The sequence below is a fragment of the Pseudomonas oryziphila genome (assembly GCF_003940825.1).
GTDB lineage: Bacteria > Pseudomonadota > Gammaproteobacteria > Pseudomonadales > Pseudomonadaceae > Aquipseudomonas > Aquipseudomonas sichuanensis.
The window spans coordinates 1,399,966-1,421,662 of the sequence record NZ_CP034338.1 but is presented as its reverse complement, the minus strand read 5'-3'; the positions used below and the strand labels follow the sequence as shown (position 1 = coordinate 1,421,662).

Sequence of the window (21,697 nt, the reverse complement as noted above, 5' to 3'; positions counted from 1 at the left end):
AAGCCACCTCGTTCTCAAGGGGTACGGTTACGCCGCGTCTCGATGATGTTCGGCAACTGCGAGATCCTGCCGAGCAGGCGCCCGAGGGCATCCAGGCCAGGGATCTCGATGGTCAGCGACATCAAGGCGGTGTTGTCTTCCTTGTTCGAGCGGGTGTTGACCGCCAGCACGTTGATCTTCTCGTTGAGCAGCACCTGCGACACGTCGCGCAGCAGCCCCGGGCGGTCGTAGGCACGGATGACGATGTCGACCGGGTAGGTCTGCACCGGGATCGGCCCCCAGCTGACCTGGATGATCCGCTCCGGCTCCTTGCCCGCCAGTTGCAGCACCGAGGCGCAGTCCTGGCGGTGAATGCTCACGCCGCGGCCCTGGGTGATGTAACCGACGATGGCATCGCCCGGCAGCGGCTGGCAGCAGCCGGCCATCTGCGTGAGCAGGTTGCCGACGCCCTGGATCTGGATGTCGTTGCGCTTGCCCGCGCGAATGCCCCGAGCCTGGCGCGGCACCAGTTCTACCTGCTCGATGCGCTCGGGCTCGAGCAACTGCTGGGCGGCGTTGACCATGTGCGCCAGGCGCAGGTCGCCGGCACCGAGGGCGGCGAACATGTCTTCGGCGGTCTTGACGTTGGCCTTCTCGGCGAGGCGCTCGAAGTCCACCTGCGGCAGCCCCAGGCGGCTAAGCTCGCGCTCGATCAGGGTCTTGCCGGCAGCGACGTTCTGGTCGCGCGCCTGCAGCTTGAACCAGTGGACGATCTTCGCCCGAGCCCGCGAGGTGGTCACGTAACCGAGGTTGGAGTTCAGCCAGTCACGGCTCGGATTGCCGTGCTTGCTGGTGATGATCTCCACCTGCTCGCCGGTCTGCAGGCTGTAGTTGAGCGGCACGATGCGCCCGTTGATCTTGGCGCCCCGGCAGTTGTGGCCGATCTCGGTGTGCACGCGGTAGGCGAAGTCCAGCGGCGTGGCGCCCTTGGGCAGGTCGATGGCATGGCCGTCGGGGGTGAACACATAGACCCGGTCCGGCTCGATATCGACCCGCAGCTGTTCGGCCAGGCCGCCGATGTCACCCAGTTCTTCATGCCATTCGAGCACCTGGCGCAGCCAGGAAATCTTCTCTTCGTAGTGGTTGGAGCTGGGCTTGACGTCAGTGCCCTTGTAGCGCCAGTGGGCGCACACCCCAAGCTCGGCCTCTTCGTGCATGGCGTGGGTGCGGATCTGCACTTCCAGCACCTTGCCCTCGGGACCGATCACCGCGGTGTGCAACGAGCGGTAGCCGTTTTCCTTGGGGTTGGCGATATAGTCGTCGAACTCCTTGGGGATGTGCCGCCACAGGGTGTGCACGATGCCCAGCGCGGTGTAGCAGTCGCGCACTTCCGGCACCAGCACGCGTACCGCACGCACGTCGTAGATCTGGCTGAACTCCAGGCCCTTGCGCTGCATCTTGCGCCAGATCGAATAGATGTGTTTCGCCCGGCCACTGATGTCGGCGTTGACGCCGGTGGCCAGCAGCTCGTTCTGCAGTTGGTTCATCACGTCGCTGATGAAGCGCTCGCGGTCCAGCCGGCGCTCGTGCAGGAGCTTGGCGATCTGCTTGTACTGGTCAGGCTCGAGGTAGCGGAACGAAAGGTCTTCCAGTTCCCACTTGATATGGCCGATGCCCAGGCGGTGGGCCAGCGGTGCATAGATATCGAACACCTCGCGGGCCACCCGCAGGCGCTTTTCATCGTCGGCGGACTTCACCGCACGAATGGCGCAGGTGCGTTCGGCGAGCTTGATCAGCGCCACCCGCACATCGTCGACCATGGCCACCAGCATCTTGCGCAGGTTCTCGACCTGCGCCTGCGAGCCCAGCACCAGCGACTGGCGCGGGCTGAGGCTGGCACTGATGGCCGCCATGCGCAGCACGCCGTCGATCAGCTTGGACACCACCGGGCCGAAACGCTGGCCAACTTCGGCCACCGTCACCTTGCCTTCGCGCACCGAGCGATAGATGACCGCAGCCATCAGCGAATCCTGGTCGAGCTTGAGGTCGGCGAGGATTTCGGCGATCTCCAGGCCCGCCTGGAAACTGGAGGTGCCATCGGCCCAGGAATGCTTGGCCGGGTTGCCCTTTTTCTCGATTTCCTGGGCGAACTCACAGGCCTCTTTGAGCGCCGCGCGATCGAGCTGCGAATCGACGCTCACCACATGATCGAGCCATGCTTCGAGATTGATACTGCCGTCGTTGTTGACCGGCTGGTGCACTCTCACCTGTACCATCTTTGCTTTACCTTTCCATACAGCGCACCACGCGGGTGCGCTGGTTATCACCTGTGCCGCCCTCGTTCCTTGAGGGCCGCACCAGAAGACCAGGCTCGCTAGCCCACTTCGAATAACGCCATGGCCTCGACATGCGCCGTCTGAGGAAACATGTCGAGAATCCCGGCCCTTTTTAACCGGTACCCCTGCCCGACCAGCACCTGCGCGTCTCGCGCCAGCGTGGCCGGGTTGCACGATACGTAGACCAGCCGTTTCGCGCCGAGCCGAGCGATGCCTTGCACCACCTCGTAAGCCCCGTCGCGCGGTGGATCCAAGAGTACCGCAGAAAAGCCCTCGGCGACCCATCCGGCGCCCGCCAAAGGCTGCGATAAATCGGCCTGAAAAAATCGTGCGTTATGCACATTGTTGCTGCGGGCATTGGCCTCGGCGCGCTCGACCATGGCCTGCACACCTTCGACTGCCACCACTTCCCGCGCCTGCCGGGCCAACGGCAAGGCGAAGTTGCCCAGGCCACAGAACAGGTCCAGCACCCGCTCATCCGCCTGCGGCGCCAGCCAGGCCAGGGCCTGCTGGATCATCAGGGTGTTGACCTGGGCATTGACCTGCACGAAGTCGCCTGGCCGCCAGGCCAGTTGCAACGCCCAAGGATCCAGGGCAAAACCCAGCTCATTTGCGTCATCCACCGGTGCCGGGTCGCCTTCGCCCTGCAGCCACAACTGGGCGCCGGCCTCGCGGCAGAATGCCTCGAGGCGCGCCAGGTCTTCAGCAGGAAGGGCCGCCACATGGCGCACCAGTACCGCTTCGGCACTGCCGCTGAACAGCTCCACATGCCCCAGTGCCTGCGGCTTGCTCAAGCTGCGCAGTACGGTCGGCAAGTGGCGGAAAATCGATTGCAAGGGTTGTACCAGTACCGGGCACTCGTCGATGGCGACGATGTCCTGGCTGGCCTCGGCACGAAAGCCCACGTCCAGTTGACGGGCCTTGGCGTCCCAGCGTACGGCCACCCGCGCCCGGCGTCGATAGCCGAACTCAGGCCCGCTCAGGGGCGCGGCCCACTCCTCCGGCTGGATGCCGGCGACACGCTGCAACTGCTCGGCGAGGGTACGCTGCTTGAGCGCCAGCTGGCCGTCATGGGGCAGGTGCTGCAGGCTGCAGCCACCGCAGCGCTGGTAATGTTTGCACGGCGCCTGGCGACGCTCGGGGCTGGCCTGGAACACACGCTCAAGGCGCGCCTCGACTACCTTGCCGCGGGCCGCGAGCACCCGCGCTTCAACCTCTTCGCCGCCCAGCGCACCGCTGACGAACCAGGTGCGCCCCTCGACGAAGGCGATGCCGCGACCATCACCGGCCAGGCGCTCGATCTGCAGGCGCTGCTTCTTGCCCACGGGCACCTGGGTGCTACGGTCACCGCCGGCCGGCTGGAAGCGCAGGCCGCTGTTGCTTTTCTTTCTGGACATCAGTTGGTATCGAACAGGCCGGTGGAAAGGTAACGGTCGCCGCGGTCGCAGATGATGGCAACCATCACCGCGTTCTCGACTTCACGGGACAGGCGCAGCATGGCCGCAACCGCACCGCCGGAAGACACGCCACAGAAGATGCCCTCTTCGCGGGCAAGGCGGCGGGTGGTCTCTTCGGCCTCCTGCTGCGACATGTCGACCACGCGGTCGACCCGGGTGGCGTCGAAGATCTTCGGCAGGTATTCCTGGGGCCAGCGGCGGATGCCGGGGATGGCCGAACCTTCCATCGGTTGCAGGCCGATGATCTGCACCGCCGGGTTCTGTTCCTTCAGGTACTGCGAGCAGCCCATGATGGTACCGGTGGTGCCCATGGAACTGACGAAATGGGTGATGGTGCCCTGGGTCTGTTGCCAGATCTCCGGCCCGGTGCTGTTGTAGTGGGCAATCGGGTTGTCGCCGTTGGCGAACTGGTCAAGCACCAGGCCACGGCCTTCTGCCTGCAGCTTTTCAGCCAGGTCGCGCGCGCCTTCCATGCCCTCTTCCTTGGTCACCAGAATCAACTCGGCGCCATAAGCAGTCATGGCCGCCTTGCGTTCGGCGGTGGAGTTGTCCGGCATGATCAGGATCATCTTGTAACCCTTGATCGCCGCCGCCATGGCCAAGGCGATCCCGGTGTTGCCGGAGGTCGCTTCGATCAGGGTGTCGCCGGGCTTGATCTGATTGCGCAGCTCGGCACGGGTGATCATCGACAACGCCGGGCGGTCCTTGACCGAACCTGCCGGGTTGTTGCCTTCGAGCTTGAGCAAAAGCGTGTTGCTGGTAGCCCCGGCGATGCGCTGCAGGCGAACCAGAGGCGTGTTGCCGACGCAATCGGCGATGGTTGGGTACTGCAGGGTCATGGGCGTTATCGCAATCCGGACGGCAGGGGCGCCTATCATACCGGCAAACCCCGCGCGGCCATATCACGCAATTGTCGGACGCTATAGCTGTCAGCTATAAGCCTGGTAGCGAGCCCGAGGCATCGCACTTCGTGGCAGCAGGCTTGCCCCGCGATGAATCGCAATCACCCGCCGCCAGGCGCATGCAAACCCTCAGCCCACGCTCGCCGTTCTCCGCCCACACCCTGCCGCCCTGACGCCGAATGGCACTGCGGGCAATGCTCAGCCCCAAGCCGAAACCACCATCCCCCGGCCGCGAACCGTCGAGCCGCGAGAACGGCGCGAAGATCCGCTCCAGGTCCTCCTCGGCCACGCCCCCGCCCTCGTCTTCGAGGTCTATGCGCCAGTAGCCGCCTTCGCGTTTTCCACTCAGGCGCACCTGGCCGTCGATCGGTGAATGACGAATGGCATTGCGCAGGATGTTCTCCAGCGCCTGGGCCAGGTGGTTGAGATTGCCCTGCACCCAGCAGTCGAGCGGCACGGCACAGACCAGGCGCTGCGGCGCCCAGCCACTTTCGTAGCAGGCATTTTCGCTGAGCATGTCCCACAACACCGGCAACTGGATCGGCTCCAGGTTCATCGGTGCACGCTCGGCATCCTGCCAGGCCAGTTGCAGGGTGTCCTCGACCAGTTGCTGCATGCCGTCCACCTCGCGGTGCACGCGCTCGCGCAGGCGCTGCAGGTCGGTTTCGCCATCACAGGCCACGCGCAAACGGCTCAACGGGGTGCGCATTTCATGGGAGAGGTCGCGCAACAGCTGCTGCTGCAACACCACGGTACCCTGCAGGCGCTCGGCCATCTGGTCGAAGGCCCGGGCCAGTTCGCCCAGTTCGTCACGGCGCTGGATGGTGCGCGAGTCGAGCCGCGTGGTGAGCTGGTCGGCACGCCAGGCGCGGGCCTGCTCGCGCAATTGATTGAGCGGCACGATCAGCATGCGGTACAGGCCAACGCACAACAGCAGGGTGAATAACCCAGGAATGATTCCGTTGGTGATCACCCGCCAGAAAAGGCGGTACTGGCCCGGGTTGAAGCGCTCGGGCAACTCGATCACCAGCGAGCCCTGGTCCGGGTCTTCAAAAAACGGTATACGCAGCCAGGGCTGGCCGATGCTTCGTCGGCTCATGGGCCAGTCGACCCCGCGCAAACGGGTCAAGCGCTGAACTTCGGCGCTGCCCAGGCTGAAGCTACCCAGCGGCCGGAGGTCACCGTCGAGTACGCCGACCCAACCCTTTTCGCGCGAATGCATCCCCTCCAGCCAACGATCCACCCCCTCCCGCCCACCTTCTTCCCAGGCTTGTTCGGCTTCAGCGGCATAGCCGCGCAATACCTGGCGGGCCGGCTCGGAGAGGAAGGCGTTCTGGGTTTCCATGTGCCGGCCCCAGGTGTAACTCAGGCCGATCATCAACAGGCAGAACCCCACCAGCAGGATGGCCAGCTTCCAGAACAGCGAATGACGATCGAGCACGCTCAGTCCGCCTCGCCCGCGCCAAACAGGTAGCCCTTGCCCCACACCGTGCGGACCTGCCGCTCGTGGTAGCCGATGGCCTTGAGTTTGCGGCGGATCTGGCTGACGTGCATGTCCAGGCTGCGGTCATGGCGGGCGTAGCCGCGTTGCAGCACTTGCTGATAAAGGAAGGGCTTGCTCAGCACTTCGTCCTGGCTGCGGTGGAGGATGTCGAGCAGGCGGAATTCGCTGGGGGTCAGGCCCGCCCAGGCACCCTCAAAGCTGACATCGCACAGTGGCTCGTCGAAGTGCAGCTGGCCGACGCCAGCCTCGTGCGGCACCTTGGCGCGACGCTCGAAAGCCACCCGGCGCAGGATCGCCTCGATCCGCACGCGCAGTTCAGCAAAGCTGAAGGGTTTGGGCAGGTAGTCGTCGGCGCCGCGCTCGAAGCCACTGATCCGGTCCGCCTCGGCCCCCAGCGCCGACATCAGGATGACCGGCGTGGCGCTGTGTCGACGCAGGCGCGCCAAGGCGTCCAGGCCGTTCAGTCCCGGCAGCAGGATATCCATCAACACCAGGTCGAACACCTGCCGCCCGGCGGCCTCCAGCCCTTCCAAACCGTTGCGGCACCAGGTCACCTGGAAGCCGCCGCGCTGCAACTCTTCATGCAGATAGGCACCCAGGACAGGGTCGTCCTCGATGGCCAGGATACTGGACTCGTGAATAGCTACGGGATTCATTGGCAACTGCCATCAATTCTCAGTTGCGCGATTATTGGCTATACCGTCTTGCCAAGGCAACCGCTGCACGACCGACGCGAACCTTGACGCGGGCCGTGCAAGCGCTCGCAAACCGCAGAGCGGTAAGCCCCCGGCAGACAAAAACCAATACAAATGAGTGCATTGCCACCAAGCCCGGAGTAACGTTCCCGCTGGAGCGCGCTTGCGCGTTGGCACATGACAGGAGACAGGTGTGCTCGATCGTTTGGGAATCCGCAGCCGCGTGCTGCTGCTGGCGTTGCTGCCAGCCAGCCTGATGGCCCTGGTGCTGGGCAGCTACTTCACCTGGCTGCAGCAGAACGAACTGCGCACGCAACTGTTGCAACGCGGCAAGATGATCGCCGAGCAACTGGCCCCGCTGGCCGCCCCGGCCATGGCCCGCCCGGCCCCGGAGCAGTTGGAGCGCATCGCCGCCCAGGCGCTGGAGCAGTCCGACGTGCGCGCCGTGGCGTTTCTTGCCGCCGACCGCACGCGCCTGGCACACGCCGGCCCGAGCATGCTCAACCAGCCCCCCAGCGGCGGCACCGGCACGCAACTGTTGCAGCGCACCGGCAATGACGCCACCCGCTACCTGATGCCGGTGTTCGGCCATCACCGCGACCTGGCCACCGATGCCGTGCCCAACGAGGCCGAGCGGCTGCTCGGCTGGGTGGAGATCGAGCTGTCCCACGACGGCACCCTGCTGCGCGGCTACCGCAACCTGTTCACCAGCCTGCTGCTGATCTTCGCCTGCCTGAGCCTTACCGCCCTGCTCGCCGTGCGCATGGGCCGCACCATCAACGGCCCGATCAACCGCATCAAGCATGCGGTCAACCAGCTCAAGGACGGCCACCTCGACGCACGCCTGCCGGCCATGGGCAGCCATGAACTGGACGAGTTGGCCGCGGGTATCAACCGCATGGCCGAAACCCTGCACAGCGCTCATGAAGAGCTGCAGCACAGCATCGACCAGGCCACCGAGGACGTGCGCCAGAACCTGGAAACCATCGAGATCCAGAACATCGAGCTGGACATGGCGCGCAAGGAAGCACTGGAAGCCAGCCGGATCAAGTCCGAGTTCCTCGCCAACATGAGCCATGAGATCCGCACCCCGCTCAATGGCATCCTGGGTTTCACTCATCTGTTGCAGAAAAGCGAGCTGACCCCACGCCAGCTCGATTACCTGGGCACCATCGAAAAGTCCGCCGACAACCTGCTGGGGATCATCAACGAGATCCTCGACTTCTCCAAGATCGAGGCCGGCAAGCTGGTGCTCGACAGCATCCCGTTCAACCTGCGCGACCTGATCCAGGACACCCTGACCATCCTCGCCCCGGCGGCCCACGCCAAGCAGCTGGAGCTGCTCAGCCTGGTGTACCGCGACACGCCCTTGTCGCTGGTGGGCGACCCGCTGCGGCTCAAGCAGATCCTTACCAACCTGGTGAGCAACGCGATCAAGTTCACCCGCGAAGGTACGATCGTGGTACGCGCCATGCTCGAAGACGAGCAGGAAGACAGCGTGCAACTGCGCATCAGCGTGCAGGACACCGGCATCGGCCTTTCGCCGCAGGACGTACGCACCTTGTTCCAGGCCTTCAGCCAGGCCGACAACTCGCTGTCGCGCCAGCCCGGCGGCACCGGCCTGGGGTTGGTGATTTCCAAGCGCCTGATCGAGCAGATGGGCGGTGAGATCGGCGTCGACAGCACCCCGGGCGAAGGCTCGCAGTTCTGGATCAGCCTCAACCTGCCCAGGGCCCACGACGATATCGAGGAGCAACCGCTGCAGGCGCTGCTGGGCCGCCGGGTGGCCATCGTCGACGGCCATGACCTGGCGCGCCAGGCCCTGGAGCATCAGTTGGAGGACTGCGGGCTGTCGGTCTGCCTGTTCACCTCCTACGACCAACTGTTGCAGGCCGTGCACGCGGCCGCGCAAGCCGGGCAGCCATTCGATTTCGCCGTGCTCGGCACCAACCTGGGCAGCCTCTCGCCCGAACAGCTCGGCCACTATCACCAGCAACTCGAACGCCAGGGCTGCCAGTGCGTGGTGCTCTGCCCGACCACCGAGCAGCCGCTCTACCAACCCTACCTGCCCAACGCCCATGGCCAGTTGCTGGCCAAACCGACCTGCACACGCAAGCTGCGCCGCCTGCTGCTGGAACTGGTGCAACCGCGCCGCCCACTCGGCGAACAGCGCCATGTCACAGGCGAGCGCATGCCCAAGGTGCTGTGCGTCGACGACAACCCGGCCAACCTGCTGCTGGTACAGACCCTGCTTGAAGGCATGGGCGCCGAAGTACTGGCGGTGGACAACGGCTTCGCGGCGGCCCAGGCCGTGCAGGATGAGCCCTTCGATCTGGTCCTGATGGATGTCCAGATGCCGGGCATGGACGGGCGAGCCTGCACCGAACAGATCCGCCGCTGGGAAAGCAGCCACAGCGGCCCGGCGCTGCCGATCGTCGCCCTGACCGCGCACGCCATGGCCAATGAAAAGCGCGCCTTGCTGCACAGCGGCATGGACGATTACCTGACCAAGCCGATCAGTGAGCGCCAGCTGGCCCAGGTGGTGATGAAATGGACCGGCCTGAGCCTGGGTGCGCCACAGCCCGAGCGCAGCCCTGAACGCATGCCCGACAGCAGCGAACTGAAGGTGCTCGACCCGGAGGAAGGGCTGCGCCTGGCCGCCGGCAAACCGGACCTGGCGGCGGACATGCTGGCCATGCTGCTGGCCTCGCTGGCGTCTGAACGGGAGGCCATCCTTGCAGCCCGTGAAACAGAAGACCACGCCGCCCTGATCGAGCGCGTGCATCGGCTCAACGGCGCCTCGCGCTATTGCGGCGTGCCACAGTTGCGTGCGGCCTGCCAGCGTAGCGAAACCTTGCTCAAGCAGGACAACCCACAGGCCCAGCAGGCGCTGGATGAGCTGGACCGGGCAATTGTCCGCCTCGCGGAACAGGCACAATGCAGCGTGTGATCGAGTATCCCGCGATGAGGCCGCCACAGCCCATACAGATCAATAGACGCCCTGCCCGTCTGGCTAGACTGGCGGCGTAGCCATAAAAGGAATACCGCCATGCGCGCCCTCTTGTTCAGCAGCCAGCACTACGATCAGGAAAGCTTCGAGCGTGCCGTCGCAGACACGGCCCTGGAGCTGCACTACCAGCCCGCGCGCCTGACCCTCGACACGGCGGCCCTGGCCTGCGGTTACGAGGTGATCTGCGCGTTCATCAACGACGAACTCGACGCCTCGGTGCTGGAGCGCCTGGCGGCTGGCGGCACGCGCCTGATCGCCCTGCGCTCGGCCGGCTACAACCATGTCGACCTGGCCGCGGCGCAGCGCCTGGGGCTGGCGGTGGTGCGGGTGCCCGCCTACTCGCCGCACGCCGTCGCCGAGCATGCCGTGGCCCTGATCCTGGCCCTCAACCGGCGCCTGCACCGTGCCTACAACCGCACCCGCGAAGGTGACTTCACCCTGCATGGCCTGACCGGCTTCGACCTGCACGGCAAGACCGTCGGCGTGGTCGGCACCGGGCAGATCGGCGTGGCGTTCGCCCGCATCATGGCCGGTTTCGGCTGCCAGCTGCTGGCCTACGACCCCTACCCCAACCCCGAACTGCTGGCCCTGGGGGCACGCTACCTGACGCTGCCCGAGCTGCTGCGCGAAGCCCGCATCATCAGCCTGCACTGCCCACTGACCGAACACACCCGGCACCTGATCAACGCCCACAGCCTGGCCCAGCTGCAACCCGGCGCCATGCTGATCAACACCGGCCGCGGCGCCTTGGTCGACACCCCGGCGCTGATCGATGCGCTCAAAAGCGGCCAGCTCGGCTACCTGGGGCTGGATGTGTATGAAGAAGAGGCGCAACTGTTCTTCGAGGACCGCTCCGACCAGCCGCTGCAGGACGATGTGCTGGCGCGGCTGCTGACCTTCCCCAACGTGATCGTCACCGCGCACCAGGCGTTCCTGACCCGCGAGGCGCTGGATGCCATCGCCGCGACCACCCTGGACAACATCACCCGCTGGGCGGCAGGCAATCCGCAGAACATCGTCGAAGGTTGATGCTAGGATACGCGGCAATTCTGGAGGACCCATGGTCGAACACGATTTCCGCTACACCCTTTTCAACCCGCAACACACCCTGATCGAATGCCGCGCACTGGTGCCGGGCCGTTACCAGGTCACCGGCAACGGCGGCTCGATTCAGAAAAACGACGTGCTGCTGGTCAGCCTCAAGGGCAGCAAGACCCTGTCCATGCGCCTGACCGTGGACACCGTGCGCCACCTGATCAACCCGAGCGGTCAGTGGGTCGCCGTGGCCAAGGGCCCGGTGTTCAACGAGCTGGAAATCCACGAATGGCAGGTCAAGTGCGACAGCTGCGACGCCGTGCTGGATTTCGAGTTCGCCGCTGAAGCCAAGCTGGGCAAGAAAGGCCACGCACCGGCCGCCAGCGCCCGTGTGGCGGAGCTGGGCTGGGCCAGCCAGGGCGACAAGCACCTGTGCCCACAGTGTCAGGAGCGTGGTTGAGTGAAACAGCTGTTGAGCGCCGCGCTGATTGCCGGCGGCCTGATGGGTTGTGCAGCGCAGCCTTCGCCCCTGCAGCAGGAGCAGAGCTATGTGCTGGAGTGGATCGGTGAGCGGCCGCTGATCGACTACAGCCACCTTACGCTGACCCTGGCCAACGATGGCCGCGCCTACGGCAATGCCGGCTGCAACCACTGGTTCGCACCGTACACGCTGAACGGCGAGCAACTGAGCTTCGGTAAGGTCGGCAAGACCCGCAAGCTGTGTGCGCCCGCCTTGATGGACCAGGAAAAACGCTTCCTGCAGGCGCTGGAAACGGTACAGCGCTGGGATGTGTCGCCGATCGAGCAGATCCGCTTCTGGCCGGCTGAAGGCAAGCCGTTGCGCTTCTGGCCTGAAGAAGGCTGAGAGAAGCTGCAAGCTGCAAGCTGCAAGCTGCAAGCTGCAAGCCTCAAGCTGCAAGAAAGAGCAAATCGCGATGCCTGCGCTTTTTCTTGCAGCTTGCAGCTCGAAACTTGCAACTGCTGTCAAGCGCCCTTGAGCGCCTTGATCTTCGCCTGCAGCCCTTCGAGCGTCTGCTCGCCCATCAACTGCTCACGTACCTTGCCCTTGTCGTCGATGATGTAAGTCACCGGCAGCGCTTCACTGCGCGGCAACTCGTAGCGCTCGGCCGGGTCCTGGGCAAGTACGGTGAAGGCGATGCCCAGGGTGTCGGCGGCGGCCTTGAGGTCGGCGCCCTGCAAGCCGTCGAAATTCACCCCGAGCACCTTGATGCCCTGGGCCTCCCATTGCTTGGCCGCGGCATTGAGTTCGGGAATTTCCGTACGGCACGGGCCGCACCATTCGGCCCAGTAGTTGAGCACCAGCCAGTGCCCGTCAACCTGTTCGCTCTTCACCGTATTGCCGTGCTGGTCCACACCGTAGTCTGCACCGCAGCCGCCGAGCAACAGGCTCGCGGTGATGGCCAGTGCAGCTGCCAAACGCCTTGCCATGGGTCAATCCTTCTCGAAGTTTTCAAGCATTGAAGTCGGTTAGAATAGCCGCCACACCCTGCTGGATGCGACCCGTCATGACCGATCTGACCCTGTATCATAACCCGCGCTGCTCGAAATCCCGCGGCGCCCTGGAGCTGCTCGAGGCACGCGGCTTGTCGCCCACCATCGTGCGCTATCTGGAAACCCCGCCAGACGCGGCCACCCTCAAGCAACTGCTTGGCCAACTGGGCATCGGCGCCCGCCAGCTGCTGCGCAGCGGTGAAGACGAATACAAGGCCCTCGACCTGGCCAACCCGGCCTTGACCGATGCCCAGCTGATCGAGGCCATGGTCCAGCACCCCAAACTGATCGAACGGCCCATTCTGGTGGCCGGCAGCAAGGCCGTGATTGGCCGCCCGCCGGAGAAAGTGCTGGAGATCCTGCCGTGAGCGCCCCGTACATCCTGGTGCTGTATTACAGCCGCCACGGCTCGACCAGCGAGATGGCCCGGCACATCGCCCGCGGCGTCGAGATGGCCGGCGTGGAAGCCCGCCTGCGCACCGTGCCGGCGATTTCCACCGAGTGCGAAGCGGTGGCTCCGGACATCCCCGCCAGCGGCGCGCTGTACGCCACCCTCGACGACCTGCGCCATTGCGCCGGCCTGGCCATGGGCAGCCCGACCCGCTTCGGCAACATGGCAGCCCCGCTCAAGTACTTCCTCGACGGCACCAGCAGCCTGTGGCTCGGTGGCGAGCTGGTGGGCAAGCCGGCGGCGGTGTTCACCTCCACCGCCAGCCTGCACGGCGGCCAGGAAACCACCCTGCTGTCGATGCTGCTGCCGCTGATGCACCACGGCATGCTGGTGCTGGGCTTGCCCTACAGCGAGTCGGCGTTGCTGGAAACCCGCGGCGGCGGCACCCCGTATGGCGCCAGCCACCATGCCGGTGCCGACGGCAAGCGCGAACTCGATCAACACGAAATCACCCTGTGCCGCGCACTCGGCCAACGCCTGGCGAACACCGCCAAGGCCCTGGGTGGCGAACGTGGCTAAAAAACCCAAGGTACTGCCGCCACTGGACTGGCTGGCGCCACGGGTACGCCTGACCCGCGCCTTGAGCCTGGCCTGTTTCTTCGGCCTGATCGCCTTGCTGGTGGTGAACAACCTGTGGTTCGCCGACCTGCACGGGGCGCGGGTCGGGGTGATCCTGGCCGTCGAGCTGATCCCCCTGCTGCTGCTGTTGCCCGGCATGCTCAAAGGCAGCGCCCGGGCGCATGCCTGGACCTGCTTCGTGGTGAACATCTACTTCATCAAGGGCGTGCTGGCGGCATTCGATCCGGCGCGAGCGGTGTTTGGCTGGGTCGAGGTGCTGGTGAGCCTGGGGTTGTTCGTAGCCGGGCTGCTGTATGTGCGCTGGAAGTTTCAGATCGAGCGGCGCATGGCCGGCGAAGGGAGCTAAACACCATCGCGGGGCAAGCCCGCTCCCACGTGGTATGCGTGGGAGCGGGCTTGCCCCGCGATGGCAGTACCACTGATCTCAATGGTTGACGGTATGCGCCAGCATCACCGACAACTGGCACAGCGGCCGCCCGCTCTCGGCGTGCCACTGGTTGAACGCCTGCTGCACCAACGCCAGGTCGCGCTGGCTGGTCGGCGGCTTGTCGATGATCTTCTGCGCGATCAGCGCGGCTGCCATGTCGTCGGTGGGGATGAAGGTATCCTTGCCGACCATGCGCAAAAAGCGCGGCGCCGACAGCCCGCCCAATTGGTTACCGTGCTTGGCCAGGTACTTCCACAGCCCGACGATGTCGGTCTCTGGCCAATCGGCGATGAACGCGCCGAAACTGCCGTTCTCCCTGGCCACATCCAGCACCATCTGCGCATTGCGCGGCACGCTCTTGAGCTTGCCCAGGTGGCGGATGATGCGCTCGTCCTGCATCAGCCGCTCCAGGTGCTCGGCGCCCATCAGCACGACCTTCTCCGGGTCGAAACCAAAGAACACCTGCTCGAACGCCGGCCACTTGGCGTCCACCAGGCTGTGCTTGAGCCCGGCGCGGAACACGCGCAGGGCCAGGGTCGACAGGTAGCGGTCGTCGCTGACGTCGCGCAACTGCGCCGGCGTGCGCGGCTGCGGCAGGAAGGCCTCCAGGGCCTGGGCCGAGCCGAAGCGATTCAGGCAGTACTCATGCAGCCACTGGTAGTCGCGCATGGGCTCAGAGATTCACCACGTCGAGAAAGCGCGGGGTGGCGTTTTCGTCGATCGTAAGGCTGGTGAAGTCGAACAGGTTGCGGTCGGCCAACTGCGACGGTGCCACGTTCTGCATGGCGCGGAAGATGCTCTCGGTACGGCCCGGGTGCTTGCGCTCCCACTCCACCAGCATGTCCTTGACCACCTGGCGCTGCAGGTTTTCCTGCGAGCCGCACAGGTTGCACGGGATGATCGGGAATTCCTTCATGTCCGAATAGGCCTGGATGTCCTTCTCGCTGCAGTAGGCCAGCGGGCGGATCACCACGTTGCGCCCGTCATCGGCGCGCAGCTTCGGCGGCATGCCCTTGAGCGCGCCGTTGAAGAACATGTTGAGGAAGAAGGTCTCGACGATGTCGTCGCGGTGGTGCCCCAGGGCCATCTTGGTCGCGCCGATCTCGTCGGCGAAGGTGTACAGCGTGCCACGGCGCAGGCGCGAACACAGCGAGCAGGTGGTCTTGCCCTCGGGCACCAGCTCTTTGACCACCGAGTAGGTGTCCTTCTCGACGATGTGGTACTCGACCCCCAGTTCCTTGAGGTAGGCCGGCAGCACGTGCTCGGGGAAGCCAGGCTGCTTCTGGTCCATGTTCACCGCGACGATCTCGAACTTGATCGGCGCCACCTTCTGCAGGTGCAACAGAACGTCGAGCATGGTGTAGCTGTCCTTGCCGCCGGACAGGCAGACCATGACCTTGTCGCCATCCTCGATCATGTTGTAGTCGGTGATGGCTTCGCCAGCGAGACGACGCAGGCGTTTTTGCAGTTTGTTCTGGTTGACCGAGAGGGTGCCCATAGCGCTTGGATCCGCGAGGTGTGACAAAAGGCGCATATTTTACGCACAAATGGCGCACCGCTGTAGGCCATTCCGATAAAGACTTCAAGGGAATCAACACCGGGCCTGACAGCGCAATTTGCTCTAAAAAGCCGGTTTTGTGTGGGGAACGGCTTCCTATACTGCGACATAAGGCCACATGACCGCAGTAATCGATGTTCCTGGCCTCGGGCCACAGGCGCTCCATCTGGGGGGCGTTTGGCAACGACGATAGGAGTGACCAGTATGATTCATCACGTTGTAGGGCTGTTCACCCACCCTGACCAGGAGTGGCGGGAGATCCGTGGCGAGGACGAAAGCATCAGCCACATGTACCTGACGCACACACTGATCCTGGCGGCGATCCCCGCCGTCTCGGCGTTCATCGGCACCACCCAGGTGGGCTGGGTGATCGGCGAGCGCCCGGCAGTGATGCTGACCATGGAAAGCGCGATCTGGATGAGCATCATGTCATACCTGGCGATGCTTGCCGGGGTGGCCGTGATGGGTGCCTTCATCCACTGGATGGCGCGCACCTACGACGCCAACCCGAGCATGGCGCAATGCATCGCCTTTGCCACCTACACTGCGACCCCGCTGTTTATTGGTGGCCTGGCGGCGCTTTACCCGCACTTGTGGCTGGGCATGCTGATCGGTACGGCGGCGATCTGCTACACGGTCTACTTGCTGTATGTGGGGCTACCGACATTCATGAACATTCCGTCCGATGAAGGTTTTCTGTTCTCCAGTTCGGTGCTGGCGGTGGGCCTGGTGGTCCTGGTGGCGATCATGGCCGCCACGGTGATCATCTGGGGACTGGGCGTGGGGCCCGTCTACACCAACTAGCACACACCTATTAGATCGACCCGACACGGGAGCATCACCTGAGGCCGCCGCAAGGCGGCCTCGTTCCATCTGCTGACCGGTGGCTCGGCAGGCCCGAAGCGCTTGCGGCATAATGCCCGGTCAGGAGAACCACCCCGCCATGCCCGAGCAGCTCAAGCAACGCGTCGAAACCTGTTACCAGCAAGCCGAAACCTTCTTCAAACGTCCCTTCCCGCGCCCGGAAGTGAGCTTCAAGCTGCGCGGGCAAAAGGCGGGTGTCGCACATCTGCACGAGAACCTGCTGCGCTTCAACCTGCAGCTGTACCGCGAGAACCAGGAAGACTTCCTGCGCCAGACCGTGGCCCATGAAGTGGCGCACCTGGTCGCCCATCAACTGTTCGGCGACCGTATCCAGGCCCATGGCGAAGAGTGGCAGCTGATCATGCGCGGGGTGTACGAGCTGCCGCCCAATCGCTGCCACAACTATGAGGTGCAACGGCGGGTGACGATGCGCTACATCTACCGCTGCCCGTGCCCTGAGGGTGAATTTCCGTTTACCGCGCAGCGGCACAAGCTGGTGCGTCAGGGGCGGCGCTATCTGTGCCGGCGGTGCCGGGAGATTCTGGTGTACAGCGGCGAGACCCGGGTCGAATGACCGGGCCTCTTCGCGGGTAAACCCGCTCCCACAGGTATTTCGTCGACCTTGTGGGAGCGGGTTTACCCGCGAAAGGACCGGTACAGACGCCACCATTATCTCAGGCACAAAAAAGGCGACCCGAAGGTCGCCTTTTTGCTTCTCATATCGCGATCAACGCGCCGGGCCTTCAGCTACGCCCAGGTCGTCGGTCGGACGGGTCTCGACCAGCGGCGAACCACCGGAGGCCAGCTCCGAGTCCAGCTTGTCGGTATCCAGCTCCTTGACCCACTTAGCCACAACTACGGTGGCCACGGCGTTGCCGATCAGGTTGGTCAGGGCGCGGGCTTCGGACATGAAGCGGTCGATGCCGAGGATCAGCGCCAGGCCGGCAACCGGCAGATGGCCGACGGCCGACAGGGTCGCTGCCAGGACGATGAAGCCCGAACCGGTAACGCCGGCAGCACCTTTGGACGCGACCAGCAGCACCAGCAGCAGGGTGATCTGGTGGGTGATGTCCATGGTGGTGTCGGTGGCCTGGGCGATGAACACCGCAGCCATGGTCAGGTAGATCGAGGTGCCGTCGAGGTTGAACGAGTAGCCGGTCGGGATCACCAGGCCAACCACGGATTTCTTCGCACCCAGGCGCTCCATCTTGGCCAGCATGCGTGGCAGGGCCGACTCGGAGGACGAGGTGCCCAGCACGATCATCAGCTCTTCACGGATGTAGCGGATCAGCTTGAGCACGCTGAAGCCGTGGGCGCGGCAGATGCCGCCCAGCACCACCAGCACGAACAGCACGCAGGTGATGTAGAAGCAGGCCATCAGGTAGCCCAGCTGCACCAGCGAACCCACGCCGTACTGGCCGATGGTGAAGGCCATGGCACCGAAGGCGCCGATCGGGGCTAGCTTCATGATCATGTTGATGATGTTGAACATGACATGGGCGAAGCGGTCGATCAGGTCCAGCAGCGGCTTGCCGTAGCTGCCCAGGCGGTGGAGGGCGAAGCCGAAGATCACCGAGAACATCAGCACTTGCAGGATGTCGCCGTTGGCGAAGGCGCCGACCACGGTGTTGGGGATGATGTTGAGCAGGAAGCCAACGGTGGTCTGCTGTGCGCCGGCGGCGGCGTAGGCGGCCACGCTGCTGGCGTTCAGGGTGCTGACGTCGATGTGCATGCCAGCGCCTGGCTTGACCACGTTGACGACGACCAGGCCGATGATCAGGGCGATGGTGGAGACGATCTCGAAGTACAGCAGCGCGTAGCCGCCGGTCTTGCCCACCGACTTCATGCTCTGCATGCCAGCGATGCCGCTGACCACGGTACAGAAGATGATCGGGGCGATGACCATCTTGATCAGTTTGACGAACCCGTCACCCAGCGGTTTGAGGGCAACGCCGGTTTCCGGATAGAAGTGGCCGAGCAGGATACCGATGGTGATGGCGACCAACACCTGGATATACAGCGATTTGTACAGCGGCTGACGTGTCGTCATGGCTCATTTTTCCTCAAGTGTGCCGGCGCATCCTTCCCAGGATGTGGGGCACCTGAATCGCGAACCCTCCTGCACCCGGAGGGATTTGTCGTTGTGTTCGAGCGCCTGGGCAGGCCTCTGCCAGATGAATAGCAAGGGTGATGCCAAGGTGCCCGCTTGAGGTGCACGACCCGTATTTACGGGGTGGGAATGCCCTCGGACGGGGCGTAAATGCAGGTGGGAAATGGCGGATTCCCGCCCGATGGCGGAAATCGTACAAGGTAGGTTGGCGGGAATCCGCCTTGGATGTGTTCGGTAAAGATGTTCCGTGGGAGCGGCGGTGCGCCGCTGCGACTTGCCCCGCGATGAGGCCCGCGCCGGATGGCACCGGCTTCGCCGGTATCGCGGGGCAAGCCCGCTCCCACGCCCCCCTGGACTAGGAAGGCAGAGTTCTCCCCCGCACCGTCAATCGAGGCGGAAGGCAATACGGAACGCAGCCCCGCCCAACGGCGAATCGCCCAGGCTCAGCTCGGCGTCGTAGCTGTCGATGATGTCCTTGACCACCGCCAGGCCGATACCCTGCCCCGGGTGCTGACTGTCCAGCCGCTCGCCGCGCTCGAGGATGCGCTCGCGCTGGTCGGGGGGGACGCCGGGGCCGTCGTCCTCAACGCACAGCTCCAGTAGCCCCGGCGCTTCATGCAGGCTGACCCGCACCTGCCCCAGGCACAGTCGGTAGGCGTTTTCCAGCAGGTTGCCGAGCAGTTCGAGCAATGCCCCCTGCTCCATCGGCACCCGCGCCTGAGCCGGGATGTCGAGGCTGACCTCCACGCGTTTGTCACGGTAGACCTTGGCCAAGGTGCTGCACAGGCTGTCGAGCAACGGGCCGAGCTGCACCTGGTGGCGCACCAGCCCGCTCTTGCGCAGGCTGGCGCGCTGCAACTGGTAGTCGATCTGCTGGCTCATGCGCTCGATCTGGCCCTGCAGCACCCGCCCCTGTTCCGGCTCCTGCTTGCCCTGGGCCATGCTTTCGCCCACGCCCTGCAGCACCGCCAGTGGGGTCTTGAGGCTATGCGCCAAGTCATCGAGCGAGTCCTTGTAGCGCTGGCGCTGCTCACGCTCGCTGCGCAGCAGGCGGTTGAGCGAGCCCGTCAGGCGCAGCAGTTCACGGGGATGCTCACGGCTGAGCCCCTCCCGCGCGCCAGCTTCAACCTCGTCGAGTTCGACGCTGAGCCGGCGCAACGAACGCAGGCCCCAGGTCAGGCCGGCCCAAAGCAGCAGCATCAACGCCAGCAAGGCGGCGCCAAAGCCCAGGTAGAGCTTTTCGCGCAAGCCATCGAGGGTGTCCTGGTACTCGCGCACCGGTTGCAGCGCCACGATGCTGAACGCAGCGCTCTTGCCGCCCAGCAACTTGACCTCCACGTCATAGACGAAGAACTCGTCGCCATCGCTTTGCTGGATGCGCGCGAATTCGTTGCCCCGCCCGTCGTAACGCGGCTGGTAATTGATGTTCTGGTTGCGGGTGGCCCGTGACTGCCAGACCAGCTTGCCCTGGCGGTCGAAGATATAGCCGAGCAGGCCGGTGTAGGGCAGGTTGAAACGTTCGTCCGGCAGCAGCGCCGGCATCTGCAACTGGCCGCGCTCGATGCGCGCGGCGGAGATCAGGGTGGTTACATCCGAAGCCAGGCGCTGCTCGATCGACTCCTGCAACGCCAGGCTGAAAGCCTTCTGCAACGCCGGCAGCAGCGCCAGCATGAACAGCAACGCCAACAACGCCGCCGCCAACATCAAGCGCACGCGCAGCGAACGGATCATCGGCAGCGCTCGGTGAACAGGTAGCCCAGGCCGCGCACCGTGTCGATCGGCTTGAAGCCCTGCTCGCCCTCGAGCTTGCGCCGCAAGCGGCCGACCAGCACCTCGATGACGTTAGGGTCGCGCTCTTCGTCCCCTGGGTAGAGCTGCTCCATCAGCCGGTCCTTGGCCACCACCTGCTGGTGATGGCGCATGAGGTATTCGAGGATGCGGTATTCGTAGGCGGTCAGCGCCAGCGGCGCGTCGTCCAGTGTTGCCTGCTTGCGGTTGAGGTCCAGCACCAGGGGGCCGGCGGCGATGGTCGACTGGGTGAAACCGCTGGAGCGGCGCAGCAGTGCATTCAGGCGCGCTTCCAGCTCTTCGAACTGGAACGGCTTGACCACGTAATCGTCGGCACCGGCGGCCAGGCCTTCGACCTTGTCCTGCCAGTTGCCGCGGGCGGTGAGGATGAGGATCGGGAAACTCTGGCCCTGGCTGCGCAACTGGCGAATCAGGTCGAGTCCGCTCATGCCCGGCAGGCCCAGGTCGATGATCGCCAGGTCGTGGTTGTACTGCTCGGCCTGGTACAGGGCCTCCTCGGCATTGGCCACCGCCTGCACCACATGGCCGCCCTCGCCCAGGCGAGTGAACAGATGATGACGCAGCAGCGCCTCGTCCTCGACCACCAGCAATTTCATGCAACTCTCCTTCTTGGGTTGCCTGTGCGATCCCATTCACGGGTAAACCCGCTCCCACAGGTACTGCATCGCACTATAGGCTTGCGCTTGACCTGTGGGAGCGGGTTTACCCGCGAAAGGGCCGGTACAGGATAACAGCGACCTCAGAACTTGTAGTTGGCCGCCAGATAGGTCTGCGCACTGCTGTTCAGGCGCAGAGTGCCGATCTTCGCGCCGTCATGGGGCGACAGCTCGGTGCTGGCGTTGCTGCGCAGGTAGCGATAGCCCAGCTCCACCGAAGCATTGTCGGTGACCTGCTGCAGCACCCCGCCCTGCAGGCCGACGGCGTAGCCGGTATCGGTGTCGCGGCTGTAGCCGGAGGACTCCTGGGACAGTTTGGTCACGCCAAGCGAAGCACCGCCGAACAGCTTGGTGGTATCGCCCACCGGCAGGAACAGGTCGTAGCTGCCGAGCAGGTTTTCCTGGCGCAGCTTGAGGCCGCTGTGCTCGCCCGAGACGTTGTCATAGGTCAGATAGTAGCGGCCCTGGTTGTTCATCTGCCCCAGGCGCACGCCCCAGGTACCGTCCTTGGCGATGATGCCATCGGTGTTCAGGTGGTCGGTGTTGCTCTGCAGCAGGCCGGACTTGCGGACCTTGTCGCTGGTCTGGCCATAGGTGAGGCTGGCGAAGGTGTCGTCGGCCTGGGCAGTGGTGGCGATGCCAGCGGCGCAAACGGCCATGGCGGCAAGCAGGGTGTTGAAGGTTTTCATAGGTTCGTACTCCAGTTGGATGCGCTGTTTCGGTCTGGGGACTAGAGTAGGGAGGACGCCCTGAACCACCGCTGAACCCGGCCTGAACCCCGGCTGAACGAAATACCCACCGCAAAAGAAGGAG

Annotated in this window: 21 protein-coding genes; 9 read left to right on the top strand and 12 right to left on the bottom strand. The window is 64.6% G+C overall.

Annotated features, from left to right (window positions below; all coding sequences use genetic code 11):
* Positions 1-14: 14 nt before the first annotated feature.
* The 5 genes from relA to EJA05_RS06695 form a co-directional block, all read right to left on the bottom strand.
* A complete protein-coding gene (gene relA, locus EJA05_RS06715; protein WP_110993026.1) occupies positions 15-2,255 on the bottom strand; it encodes a GTP diphosphokinase in 2,241 nt (746 codons plus the stop codon).
* A gap of 98 nt (positions 2,256-2,353) precedes the next feature.
* Positions 2,354-3,712 carry a 23S rRNA (uracil(1939)-C(5))-methyltransferase RlmD gene (gene rlmD / locus EJA05_RS06710; RefSeq protein WP_125857719.1) on the bottom strand — a complete coding sequence of 453 codons (1,359 nt, stop codon included), beginning with the start codon at positions 3,710-3,712 and terminating at the stop codon, positions 2,354-2,356.
* A complete protein-coding gene (gene cysM / locus EJA05_RS06705; RefSeq protein ID WP_110993024.1) occupies positions 3,712-4,611 on the bottom strand; it encodes a cysteine synthase CysM in 900 nt (299 codons plus the stop codon). The genes rlmD and cysM overlap by 1 nt, the downstream gene beginning before the upstream one ends.
* Before the next feature lie 94 nt (positions 4,612-4,705).
* Positions 4,706-6,115: a HAMP domain-containing sensor histidine kinase gene (locus EJA05_RS06700; RefSeq protein ID WP_125857718.1), complete on the bottom strand. Its 1,410-nt coding sequence runs from the start codon at positions 6,113-6,115 to the stop codon at positions 4,706-4,708.
* 2 nt (positions 6,116-6,117) lie between these two features.
* Positions 6,118-6,834, bottom strand: a complete 717-nt coding sequence (locus tag EJA05_RS06695) for a response regulator transcription factor (protein WP_125857717.1) — start codon at positions 6,832-6,834, stop codon at positions 6,118-6,120.
* Positions 6,835-7,066: 232 nt separating this feature from the next.
* Between EJA05_RS06695 and EJA05_RS06690 the strand changes: the two genes are divergently transcribed.
* From EJA05_RS06690 to EJA05_RS06675, 4 genes are all read left to right on the top strand, one after another.
* Positions 7,067-9,823 (top strand): response regulator, encoded by a 2,757-nt coding sequence (locus tag EJA05_RS06690; protein ID WP_125857716.1) that lies wholly within the window; start codon positions 7,067-7,069, stop codon positions 9,821-9,823.
* Positions 9,824-9,922: 99 nt separating this feature from the next.
* Entirely contained in the window at positions 9,923-10,912 is a 990-nt protein-coding gene (locus EJA05_RS06685) for a 2-hydroxyacid dehydrogenase (protein ID WP_125857715.1), read from the top strand.
* Between the two features lie 31 nt (positions 10,913-10,943).
* Complete coding sequence (locus EJA05_RS06680; protein WP_125857714.1) at positions 10,944-11,378, top strand: hypothetical protein; 435 nt, start codon at positions 10,944-10,946, stop codon at positions 11,376-11,378.
* On the top strand, positions 11,379-11,783 hold the full coding sequence (locus EJA05_RS06675) for an META domain-containing protein (RefSeq protein WP_110993018.1): 405 nt from the start codon (positions 11,379-11,381) through the stop codon (positions 11,781-11,783).
* A gap of 119 nt (positions 11,784-11,902) precedes the next feature.
* Here EJA05_RS06675 and EJA05_RS06670 read toward each other — a convergent pair whose 3' ends face one another.
* Positions 11,903-12,367, bottom strand: coding sequence for a TlpA disulfide reductase family protein (locus tag EJA05_RS06670; RefSeq protein WP_125462972.1), 465 nt, complete (start codon positions 12,365-12,367; stop codon positions 11,903-11,905).
* Between the two features lie 77 nt (positions 12,368-12,444).
* Here EJA05_RS06670 and arsC point away from each other — a divergent pair, with 77 nt between their 5' ends.
* The 3 genes from arsC to EJA05_RS06655 are packed head-to-tail and all read left to right on the top strand — an operon-like array spanning position 12,445 to position 13,806.
* A complete protein-coding gene (gene arsC, locus EJA05_RS06665; protein ID WP_125462971.1) occupies positions 12,445-12,798 on the top strand; it encodes an arsenate reductase (glutaredoxin) in 354 nt (117 codons plus the stop codon).
* Positions 12,795-13,400 carry an NAD(P)H:quinone oxidoreductase gene (gene wrbA / locus EJA05_RS06660; RefSeq protein ID WP_125462970.1) on the top strand — a complete coding sequence of 202 codons (606 nt, stop codon included), beginning with the start codon at positions 12,795-12,797 and terminating at the stop codon, positions 13,398-13,400. Before arsC ends, wrbA begins: the two co-directional genes overlap by 4 nt.
* A complete protein-coding gene (locus EJA05_RS06655; RefSeq protein ID WP_125857713.1) occupies positions 13,393-13,806 on the top strand; it encodes a DUF2069 domain-containing protein in 414 nt (137 codons plus the stop codon). The genes wrbA and EJA05_RS06655 overlap by 8 nt, the downstream gene beginning before the upstream one ends.
* Positions 13,807-13,884: 78 nt before the next feature.
* Here EJA05_RS06655 and EJA05_RS06650 read toward each other — a convergent pair whose 3' ends face one another.
* Together EJA05_RS06650 and ttcA are read right to left on the bottom strand one after the other, a co-directional pair.
* Positions 13,885-14,556 carry a DNA-3-methyladenine glycosylase I gene (locus EJA05_RS06650; RefSeq protein WP_125857712.1) on the bottom strand — a complete coding sequence of 224 codons (672 nt, stop codon included), beginning with the start codon at positions 14,554-14,556 and terminating at the stop codon, positions 13,885-13,887.
* 4 nt (positions 14,557-14,560) lie between these two features.
* Positions 14,561-15,385 carry a tRNA 2-thiocytidine(32) synthetase TtcA gene (gene ttcA / locus EJA05_RS06645; RefSeq protein ID WP_125462967.1) on the bottom strand — a complete coding sequence of 275 codons (825 nt, stop codon included), beginning with the start codon at positions 15,383-15,385 and terminating at the stop codon, positions 14,561-14,563.
* A gap of 264 nt (positions 15,386-15,649) precedes the next feature.
* Between ttcA and EJA05_RS06640 the strand changes: the two genes are divergently transcribed.
* Together EJA05_RS06640 and EJA05_RS06635 are read left to right on the top strand one after the other, a co-directional pair.
* On the top strand, positions 15,650-16,249 hold the full coding sequence (locus EJA05_RS06640; protein ID WP_110993012.1) for a Yip1 family protein: 600 nt from the start codon (positions 15,650-15,652) through the stop codon (positions 16,247-16,249).
* A 139-nt stretch (positions 16,250-16,388) separates the two neighbouring features.
* Positions 16,389-16,883: a SprT family zinc-dependent metalloprotease gene (locus EJA05_RS06635; protein ID WP_125462966.1), complete on the top strand. Its 495-nt coding sequence runs from the start codon at positions 16,389-16,391 to the stop codon at positions 16,881-16,883.
* A gap of 153 nt (positions 16,884-17,036) precedes the next feature.
* On the opposite strand, the gene EJA05_RS06630 is transcribed toward EJA05_RS06635, so the two are convergent.
* The 4 genes from EJA05_RS06630 to EJA05_RS06615 all read right to left on the bottom strand — a co-directional run bounded on the left by EJA05_RS06630 (position 17,037) and on the right by EJA05_RS06615 (position 21,573).
* Positions 17,037-18,359 carry a dicarboxylate/amino acid:cation symporter gene (locus EJA05_RS06630; protein ID WP_125857711.1) on the bottom strand — a complete coding sequence of 441 codons (1,323 nt, stop codon included), beginning with the start codon at positions 18,357-18,359 and terminating at the stop codon, positions 17,037-17,039.
* 444 nt (positions 18,360-18,803) lie between these two features.
* Positions 18,804-20,150 (bottom strand): ATP-binding protein, encoded by a 1,347-nt coding sequence (locus EJA05_RS06625; protein WP_125462964.1) that lies wholly within the window; start codon positions 20,148-20,150, stop codon positions 18,804-18,806.
* Positions 20,147-20,824, bottom strand: coding sequence for a response regulator (locus EJA05_RS06620; protein WP_125462963.1), 678 nt, complete (start codon positions 20,822-20,824; stop codon positions 20,147-20,149). The genes EJA05_RS06625 and EJA05_RS06620 overlap by 4 nt, the downstream gene beginning before the upstream one ends.
* A gap of 143 nt (positions 20,825-20,967) precedes the next feature.
* On the bottom strand, positions 20,968-21,573 hold the full coding sequence (locus EJA05_RS06615) for an outer membrane protein (protein ID WP_125462962.1): 606 nt from the start codon (positions 21,571-21,573) through the stop codon (positions 20,968-20,970).
* Between the last annotated feature and the right edge of the window lie 124 nt (positions 21,574-21,697).